Source organism: Sphaerochaeta sp. S2 (assembly GCF_016406725.1).
Classification (GTDB): domain Bacteria; phylum Spirochaetota; class Spirochaetia; order Sphaerochaetales; family Sphaerochaetaceae; genus Sphaerochaeta.
In genome coordinates this window covers 1-8,396 of sequence record NZ_JAEKNT010000262.1, presented here as the reverse complement: position 1 = coordinate 8,396, position 8,396 = coordinate 1, and the positions used below count along the sequence as shown (strand labels likewise).

The 8,396-nt window shown below is 43.8% G+C and carries 12 protein-coding genes; 7 read left to right on the top strand and 5 right to left on the bottom strand.

Annotated features, from left to right (window positions below; all coding sequences use genetic code 11):
• Positions 1-1,562, bottom strand: a 1,562-nt coding sequence (locus tag JF818_RS07470) for a NuoF family protein (protein ID WP_304945010.1), incomplete at its 3' end; no start/stop codon positions are given.
• Positions 1,559-2,053, bottom strand: a complete 495-nt coding sequence (locus JF818_RS07465) for an NAD(P)H-dependent oxidoreductase subunit E (protein ID WP_198891403.1) — start codon at positions 2,051-2,053, stop codon at positions 1,559-1,561. The genes JF818_RS07470 and JF818_RS07465, both read right to left, overlap by 4 nt.
• Positions 2,054-2,317: 264 nt before the next feature.
• Between JF818_RS07465 and JF818_RS07460 the strand changes: the two genes are divergently transcribed.
• A complete protein-coding gene (locus tag JF818_RS07460; RefSeq protein WP_198891402.1) occupies positions 2,318-2,734 on the top strand; it encodes a secondary thiamine-phosphate synthase enzyme YjbQ in 417 nt (138 codons plus the stop codon).
• Positions 2,735-2,737: 3 nt separating this feature from the next.
• Here the strand turns inward: JF818_RS07460 and JF818_RS07455 are convergent, their stop codons facing one another.
• Positions 2,738-3,043 (bottom strand): BrnA antitoxin family protein, encoded by a 306-nt coding sequence (locus tag JF818_RS07455; RefSeq protein ID WP_198891401.1) that lies wholly within the window; start codon positions 3,041-3,043, stop codon positions 2,738-2,740.
• A gap of 159 nt (positions 3,044-3,202) precedes the next feature.
• Between JF818_RS07455 and JF818_RS07450 the strand changes: the two genes are divergently transcribed.
• The 5 genes from JF818_RS07450 to JF818_RS16665 all read left to right on the top strand — a co-directional run bounded on the left by JF818_RS07450 (position 3,203) and on the right by JF818_RS16665 (position 6,862).
• Positions 3,203-4,552 carry a tyrosine-type recombinase/integrase gene (locus JF818_RS07450; protein ID WP_198891400.1) on the top strand — a complete coding sequence of 450 codons (1,350 nt, stop codon included), beginning with the start codon at positions 3,203-3,205 and terminating at the stop codon, positions 4,550-4,552.
• 80 nt (positions 4,553-4,632) lie between these two features.
• Positions 4,633-4,983: an alkylmercury lyase gene (locus tag JF818_RS07445; RefSeq protein ID WP_198891399.1), complete on the top strand. Its 351-nt coding sequence runs from the start codon at positions 4,633-4,635 to the stop codon at positions 4,981-4,983.
• A gap of 517 nt (positions 4,984-5,500) precedes the next feature.
• Entirely contained in the window at positions 5,501-5,713 is a 213-nt protein-coding gene (locus JF818_RS07435; protein WP_198891397.1) for a helix-turn-helix domain-containing protein, read from the top strand.
• A 5-nt stretch (positions 5,714-5,718) separates the two neighbouring features.
• A complete protein-coding gene (locus JF818_RS07430) occupies positions 5,719-6,699 on the top strand; it encodes an ATP-binding protein (RefSeq protein WP_198891396.1) in 981 nt (326 codons plus the stop codon).
• Positions 6,602-6,862, top strand: coding sequence for a winged helix-turn-helix transcriptional regulator (locus JF818_RS16665; RefSeq protein ID WP_370570316.1), 261 nt, complete (start codon positions 6,602-6,604; stop codon positions 6,860-6,862). The genes JF818_RS07430 and JF818_RS16665 overlap by 98 nt, the downstream gene beginning before the upstream one ends.
• Before the next feature lie 289 nt (positions 6,863-7,151).
• Here the strand turns inward: JF818_RS16665 and JF818_RS07420 are convergent, their stop codons facing one another.
• Together JF818_RS07420 and JF818_RS07415 are read right to left on the bottom strand one after the other, a co-directional pair.
• A complete protein-coding gene (locus JF818_RS07420; protein WP_198891394.1) occupies positions 7,152-7,451 on the bottom strand; it encodes a BrnA antitoxin family protein in 300 nt (99 codons plus the stop codon).
• A complete protein-coding gene (locus JF818_RS07415; RefSeq protein WP_198891393.1) occupies positions 7,426-7,713 on the bottom strand; it encodes a BrnT family toxin in 288 nt (95 codons plus the stop codon). The genes JF818_RS07420 and JF818_RS07415 overlap by 26 nt, the downstream gene beginning before the upstream one ends.
• Before the next feature lie 234 nt (positions 7,714-7,947).
• Between JF818_RS07415 and JF818_RS07410 the strand changes: the two genes are divergently transcribed.
• A complete protein-coding gene (locus JF818_RS07410) occupies positions 7,948-8,187 on the top strand; it encodes a ribbon-helix-helix protein, CopG family (protein WP_198891392.1) in 240 nt (79 codons plus the stop codon).
• The last annotated feature ends 209 nt before the right edge of the window (positions 8,188-8,396 follow it).

The window sequence follows — 8,396 nt, the reverse complement described above, 5'->3', positions numbered from 1 at the left end:
CCCAAGGTCTCCAGCATCCCCAGATCTTCTTTCCTTCCTTCTCCCTTGGTAATCCGGTCCAGGATGGAAAGCACCTGTGAGAGGCCTTCCCTACAAGGGGTACAGTTGCCACAGGATTCCTTGGTCGTGAATTCAACGAAATAGCGTGCTGAGTCGACCATACAGTTGTCATTGTCCATGACAACCATACCTCCAGAGCCCATGATGGAACCAAGGGCTGCCAAGCTCTCATAGTCGATACTCTTATCAAAGAGATGGGAGGGGATGCACCCTCCTGAGGGGCCTCCGCTCTGTACTGCCTTGATGCGTTTTGTTTTTGATACCGATCCCCCACCTGCCTCATAAACCAAGGTTGTCAGCTTCTCTCCCAAGGGAAGTTCGACCAACCCGGTATGCTTGACTTTCCCTACCAAGGAAAATACTTTCGTTCCGGGTGAGGAAGGAATGCCGTATCTCATAAACCAGTCACTACCCTTCCCAATAATGAGAGGAATGTTGCACCAGGTCTCCAGATTGTTGATGGTGGTAGGATACCCAAGATAGCCTTTCTGGCTGGGAAATGGTGGTTTCGATCGAGGTCTTCCTGCTCTCCCTTCTAGCGATGCTATGAGTGCTGTTTCCTCTCCGCAGACGAAGGCCCCAGCACCTTCCACAACCTGCAGATTGAAGCGCATATTTGCTCCCAGGATATCGTCTCCCAACAGATTATTGGCATAGGCATCCTGGATTGCTCTGCTTAGCCGTTCCACTGCCAAGGGGTACTCTGCACGGACATAGATGATCCCCTCATCAGCCCCTGTCACATAGGCAGCGATCAACATGCCCTCAAGGAGCATATGGGGATCGCTTTCCATCTCATTACGGTTCATATATGCGCCAGGGTCCCCTTCATCAGCGTTGCAGATCAAGTACTTCTTCTCTGACTCTTCTTTTTTCATCAACTCCCACTTCAGACCGGTAGGGAAGCCAGCGCCGCCGCGTCCCCTGAGCTTTGATGACTTGACTTCCCCAAGTACACTTTCCCTGTTCATGGTAAAGAGCGCTTTCTCGAGTGCTCTGTATCCACCTACAGAGACATACTCAGCGATGTTGGTTGGGTCGATAATGCCTGCATCACGCAACACCAATTTTACTTGTGGATGGAAGAACGGTATATCATTCCATTCAGGAAGTTCTGGGTATTCCTCTCCGTATTCATGTAAAGAGAGGTGATGATCCCATTTGCTGATCTTGCAGAATGCTTTCTCTGCATAATAGGTACCATCAAGCAGAGCTTGTACAATCGGGGCACACTCTGCTTCCCCTACTTTATGCAGGAGTACCATCGGTTTCCCAGGGTTATACAACAATACCAGAGGCTCTTCGCTGCAACAGCCAAAACAACCGACAGAGCGAAGCATGAAAGCATCTTTCTGTTTCTTCTTGAGAGCCAGGAAGGCGTCAAAGAGCACATCAGCCCCACTTCCTATGCCACAGGTACCCATCCCAACTGCAATAGCAGGAATTTCTGGATAGAGGGTCTTTCTTCCTTCATTGTCTAGACGATCCAATATACTGCTCATGCTCCCTCCTTCTGTGCCGAGAGGGCTTCTATCATGGTAGTGAGTTTTTCTTCGGTTACCATGGAGTGAATCACTCCATCGATTGCAATGACCGGAGCAAGTGCACACTGCCCAAAACAAGCCACGGTATGGACGGTAAAACGATAGTCAGGGGTGGTAGCCATCCCATCTTCATCAAGCTCAACGCCGAGCATATGCAACACCTTGTCGAGTAAGGGCTTTGAGCCTCTTGTATGACATGCTGTTCCACGACAAACGGTGATAACATGTTCACCTTGTGCTTTCAGGTTGAAGAAGGCATAGAAGGTGACGACCGAATAGACTTGGGAGAGAGGGACTCCCAGCTCTTTGGCCACCATTACCAGTTCTTGTTTGGGAAGATAGTTGTGCTCATTTGTACGCTGAACTGCTTCCAGTATGGAGAGAAGCGCACCATGTCGCTCTCTATGCTGAGAAACAATCGCCGCGATCTCGTTCGCTCGATCATGCATGAGGACCTCCTTGGAAAAAAACACGGGACACACCCTTTGTATTGCAAATAACACCAAATATGGTAGTAGCAGTTCCAGAAGATCGAGTTAATTCTAAACCAGCATTTCTCTGAAAGCAAGGTATATTATGTACTTATTAGCTATATAATATTGCTTTATTTTACATTATTTATACTTTTATGTGAAAGAAGGTATATTAATGAATCATTTATCCCATTTGACCTTCACTTGGATTTTTACATATGCTGTAAGAAGGAGGAACGCATGAAACACTATAGAAAAGAACTGTTTTTCCATCTCCCTACCAGAAGAGGATTAGTAAACATTACCAGTGATGTCCAGGATGCTATTGATGAGAGTGGTATCAAGGAAGGATTGGTATTGATCAATGCGATGAATATCACAGCCAGTGTATTCATCAATGATGATGAGAGTGGTCTGCATCAGGACTATGAACGTTGGCTTGAGAAACTGGCACCTGAGAAGCCCTACTCCCAATACAATCATAACGGGTATGAGGATAATGCGGATGCTCACCTGAAGAGAACCATTATGGGAAGAGAGACGGTATGTGCCATCACAAACGGAAGGCTCGACTTTGGGACTTGGGAGCAAATCTTCTACTTTGAGTTCGATGGGAAGAGAGAAAAACATGCCTTGATTAAGATTATAGGCGAATAAGTTTTAGGAATCTTCTTCACTCTCGCCTGATGTATCTTCCTTGCCATAGGAAGGAGCAGTCTCCCTGAGCATTTCTTGACGCAATACCCGATTGATCTTTGTTTGGTAACCTTTACTTTTCGACTTGTAATGATCTAGTACATCAGCATCGACATAGATGCTGATCTTTTTCTTAATCGGGCGATAATTCTCTGGATTACGTAAATGTGAGGGATGCAATAGTGCCAACTGTTCATCAGTCATCTCCGGTATATCAGAGAAATCGATTTTCTCGACGCTCTCGATCTGCTTATTTTCTCTTTTCTTCATACTCATAACCCGGAGGTCGCAGGTTCGAGTCCTGTCCCTGCTATAGAATTATTTCTTGTTCTGTTTGGATTTACAGAACGTTGCTCCCGGAAGAGCCGGTGTAACCAAATAAACTGACACCTGTACTGTCACCTAGACAGCACAGACTGGAGGATTTGGATGCATCGGTTTTCTTTGTATATGAGGGGAAAGGTCTTCTACGTGAAGTTCTGGAATGAAGAGATCCAGAATTATGATCATGGGGTCAGCACTGGCAAACGTTCCAGAAACGAGGCCTTGGTGAAAGTCAACGAATGGCTTCGCTACGGGTACACCGGAAGAGATCAGGAAAAGACAACAATCCAGGATCGACTTCAATTTCAAACTATTCTCTACTATCTATCCACCATGGAACTCACTGATAAACAGAAGGATCGTCTTGTCGATGTTCTGGTCGATCAGGGGATCGTGACTGAAAACGCTACCCTTCCCGAGGAATCTACAGAGGAAGAATCCATTCTCCTCATTCCCTTCCTCGAGGAGTTCTGGGATTACGACAACTCTCCCTATGTCCGGGAGAAGCATGCCTACGGCCAAAGCATCGGCAAACGTCACTGTTATGAACAATCGAAGAGGATTTCTCACTGGAGATCTTATTTTGCCCCGGATACCCGGCTCAAGGATGTCACAAAAGAGGATCTCAAGTTCTTTCAGCTGGAGCTCAAGGATAAGGAACTCGCTCCAAAAACGATCAATAATATCGTAACGGTCGGGACCGTTCCTTTCGGCTGGGCTGCCGACCGGGGAGATCTGGAAGTGAATCCTGCAATCGGCTTACGAAAATTCTCAGGAACCTCAAAGAAGAGAGACATCCTCAATCCTGAAGAGATCCAGCAACTATTTTCCTCCAAGTGGGATGATGAACGATCAAGAGTTGGCAACCTCCTGGCAATGACAACTGGGCTCAGAGCTGGAGAAGTAGTAGCATTGAGAAAAGAGGATATCCAGGGAGATAAACTCATGGTTCGGCACAGTTGGAGTTTCTCTGATGGCCTGAAGGCCCCGAAGAATGGTGAAGAGCGGGTTGTCCCCCTACTCCCCCAGATCAAGACAGAGCTGCTGAATCTTCTCAAGACCAGTCGCTATGGGAATGAGGGCTTCATATTCTATGGAACAGAGAAAGATAAGCCAATGAATATAGATGTCCTCAATAAGGGTCTCTCAAAAGTCTATGTCACCATGAAGCTGCCGGTTGATAAACGGGAAGATGCTGCCGAACAGGAGAAGGTCAGGGATGCCATGATTGATCGAGGTATCTGCTTCCACTCCTGGAGACATTTCTATGCCACTCATCTGGCTGATAAGATCGAGCTCAGAACCGTTCAGCTTGCGACCGGTCACAAGACCCCGGCAATGGCAGCACATTATGCTGATCATGCCCAGGGTTCTCACTTGGACCAGGTATCAAAAGCAGTGAATGATGTCTTTGTAGAAATGATTAAGCCCGATAAGATGATTATAAACCATTAGAAACTCGAGAACTTGATAGTCAATTGAATTGTCTTTACCAGCCTCAAGAAAATTATTATCCTGAAACAGGAGGGTCAATAATGATTACATTTCTTTATTTTAATGGCTGCCCGAATTCTCAGCAGACACTTCGGAACTTGAAAGCTTTACAAGAGTCTGGAGATTTATTTGAAAATGAGATTGAGGAGATTGAGGTCCCTGATCTTGAAAGTGCAGAAAAGACTCACTTCCAAGGTTCTCCAACAATTCTTTACAACGGAATTGATATCTATTCAAAGAAGAAACCAGAAGGATCTCATTATACATGCCGTGTATACTCTATTAATGGAGAAAGAACGGGAGTTTTGTCAAAAGACTATATTAAGAAAGCAATCTATGAACTACAGCAGCAACAGGATGCAGAACCAGACTCTGCAGGTTTATCAGAGTAGAGCTCGATAAGTGTCATAATATCACTGGAGCAGCATTTGCCGGAAGGGTTTAATTCTTTGCAATTTCCTCCAGTACAAGCCGTTGTTTTTTCTTTTATCTGTGAAAGCGTATTATTCCCTGCTTTTATAGATGCGACAATGCCATCTTTATCTATATTCTGACAATAACAAACAGTTGTACCACCAGAGGCTTCTTTCCAATTCATTATCTTCCCCCTAAGTATCGAATGTTTCGAAGAGTATCAGTAACTGAGCAAATTTTCAATACTCATTCCTAGTGATATAATCTCACACTCTCTTCACTGTAGTCTTTCTCTCGTATCTCGGGAGAGGAAATCCTCGGTTGATTTGATATTGCCTGATGCTTGGTTTGTAGGGGATATTGCTATATGTAACATGTTTTATACTTTACATATGTTGACTACTCTATATGTAGAGTGATATAGTTGGTCTAACATTGTTAGGGCTTCGCCCAGTGCTCCCCAGGTTGGTTCCATAGAGAAGGAGTACTTAATAGATGTTAGAAAAACCGCAAGCCAAAGGATTGGATTCTTTAGCTGGACTGCAGCCGCTGCTTACATACAAGGAAGCTGCAGATATACTTGCAGTGAAACCCCAGACACTCAGGCAGTGGGTTTCGGCCAAAAGGATTCCGTATGTAAAAATCGGAGCTGCTGTCAGGTTCAGTCCTGATCAGCTGGAAGATTTTATCAAAGGATCTTCGAGGTAGCCGGTATGGGAAAAGAACAGCTGCAGAAACTAGCCCTTTGGATACAAAGAGAACTTGGATCACTCGATCATGGAGAGATCCACATCACCCTGAAGGTTCGGGACGGGTTGTCACCAGCAGGAGCATACGTCCGAGTAGGTACAGGAACCCAGCAACTTACTCCTAAAATGATTGACCGGCTATATGCTTCAAGGACCCGCAACTCACTACGAAACATACCTTCTCCAAGAGCAAAATTGAGTTTCAATCAGCTCAAGATCTATTATGATGAAAAAGGGTTCACGGTTAACGACTCATTTCTTGAAAATCTTGATCTATACACTCCAAACGGCGAGCTAAACTATGTCGCATATCTCCTTGCAGATCAGAACAGCGTTTCCATCAAGGTCGCAAAGTATGCGGGTACCAATAAAGTGGATCTGACAGAGAATGAGGAATTCGGGTATTGTTCTTTAATCAAGGCAACCGATAAAGTACTCGACAAACTAGAAATCGAGAATAAGACCTTTACAAAAATAACCGGAGCTGCTCGCCGACTGGAGAAACAGATGATAGATAAAACAGCTCTGAGAGAAGCATTCATCAATGCCATTGTCCACAATGATTACACGCATGAAGTTACACCTCTTGTGGAGATTTATGCTGATCGGCTTTCTATTACGTCCTATGGAGGGCTCGTAACAGGACTCAGTAGAGAGGAATTCTTCAATGGGCGCTCAATGATAAGAAATCGTGAACTGATGCGAGTCTATAGAGATCTTGATCTTGTAGAACAACTCGGTTCAGGAATGAATCGAATTCTCGCTAAATATCCACAAGATATCTTCCATTTCAGTGATAATTTCCTTGAGGTCTGTTTTCCTTTTGCCGAAGGCTATATTACGTTAGATGGGAAAACAGCAAGGGATTACGATGATAGTTCTTCAAATACATCAACTGGCACTTCGTCGGGTAAACGTCGGGAAAACGTCGGGAAAGATCATTGATGCATGTCGGGATAACCCATCCATAACAATTCCAGAACTAGCAGATTTGATAGGTATAACCGAGCGTTCTATTCAGAGAAATATACAGAAACTCCAGTCTAACAACTTGCTTCATAGAGTAGGAGGCCGAAAAGAAGGGTTTTGGGAGGTTCTTGATGAGTAACTTGAAAGTGCTATTATTACACTTCTTCAAGATGAAGGATATAAATACTTCAGTGGAGATTCCATCGTTCGGAAAACAAGTGCTGTGCTTATCAGGGAAGACATGCCCCGATATTTATCAAACCGATATCACTAAGATAATATAACACAGAATGAAGTTGCTTCAATAATTCGCAGGTTAGAAACATTCTCTTCCACCGATCTCTATGAAAGCAACAAAGCTATCATGAAGATGGTTTCCAATAGTACCTTCTGAAGAGTGAAGATCGAAGCAAGAAGGACCTGTATGTTCAACTTTTACTTGATGTATCCTTCTTCCCATAGGAAGGAGCAGTCTCCCTGAGCATTCCTTGCCGCAATACCCGATTGATCTTTGTTTGGTAACCTTTACCTTTTGACTTGTAATGATCAAGTACATCAGCATCGACATAGATGCTGATCTTTTTCTTGATTGGGCGATAATTCTCTGGATTACGCAAATGAGAAAGCTGCAATTGTGCCAACTGTTCATCAGTCATCTCCGGAATGTCAGAGAAATCGATTTTCTCGACGCTCTCGATCTGCTTATCTTCTCTTTTCTTCATACTCATAATACGCCTTCTTTTCCCTGGGAGAGGCCTCCCTCGCTGATATGATTCTGATGACCCCATTCCTGTCCGTATAGGCAATCATTATTACAAGGTAAATTCCATGTCGCCCAATACACTGATACCTGGTCTCTTCCAATGTTGAGTGTTCCCAATCGGCCCAATCCAAAAGATTTGGATCGTCGAACACATCAGCAATATCTTCAAATGAGAACCCGTGTTTCTTTTTGTTCTTCTTGCTCTTCTCCGGGTCCCACGTATACAAATGAAAACTTTTTTTATATATACATATTTATATAGACATATTGGTCTGTGTCAAGAAATCATTTTACATCCAAGAGAACTGATATTCGCTACCATCCTCATTCGTATTTTTTAAAATCTAAGGTTTCTTACTCTAGTAGTTTTAGAAAAATTACTAGTTATAATACTTGCATTACATGTTGTACGTGTATTACAATGTTCATGGATTTGCTAATGAGCAAAAAAGGAGACCTACATGACTGAGAGCATATCAGTACGCTTACCGAAAGAACTGGTAGACAGGCTTAACAACCTGGCAGAGCAAACAGGCAGAACAAAAACGTACTACATCCAGGAAGCGCTTGAAGATAAGATATGTGATCTTGAAATGATTTACCTAGCAAAAAAACGCGATGAAGATGTGAGAGCAGGTCGCAGCAAAACCACTACGCTTGAAGAAGTTATAGCAGAAAATGGCTTATCTGATTTAATTTGAGGAATCTTCTTCTCTTTTACCTGAGGGATTCTCCTTACCATAGGAAGTAGTATTACTTATTCTGGAACTTTGTGTATCCTTCTAACTTAGGCTTCTGCATTCACATAATAGACCATGGGAATAATATCCTCATACGAGCCATCAGGCATGAGAAATCCTCCATGAATGATGCCAAGTCTTTGGAATCCGAGTGATTCATAGAGATGGAT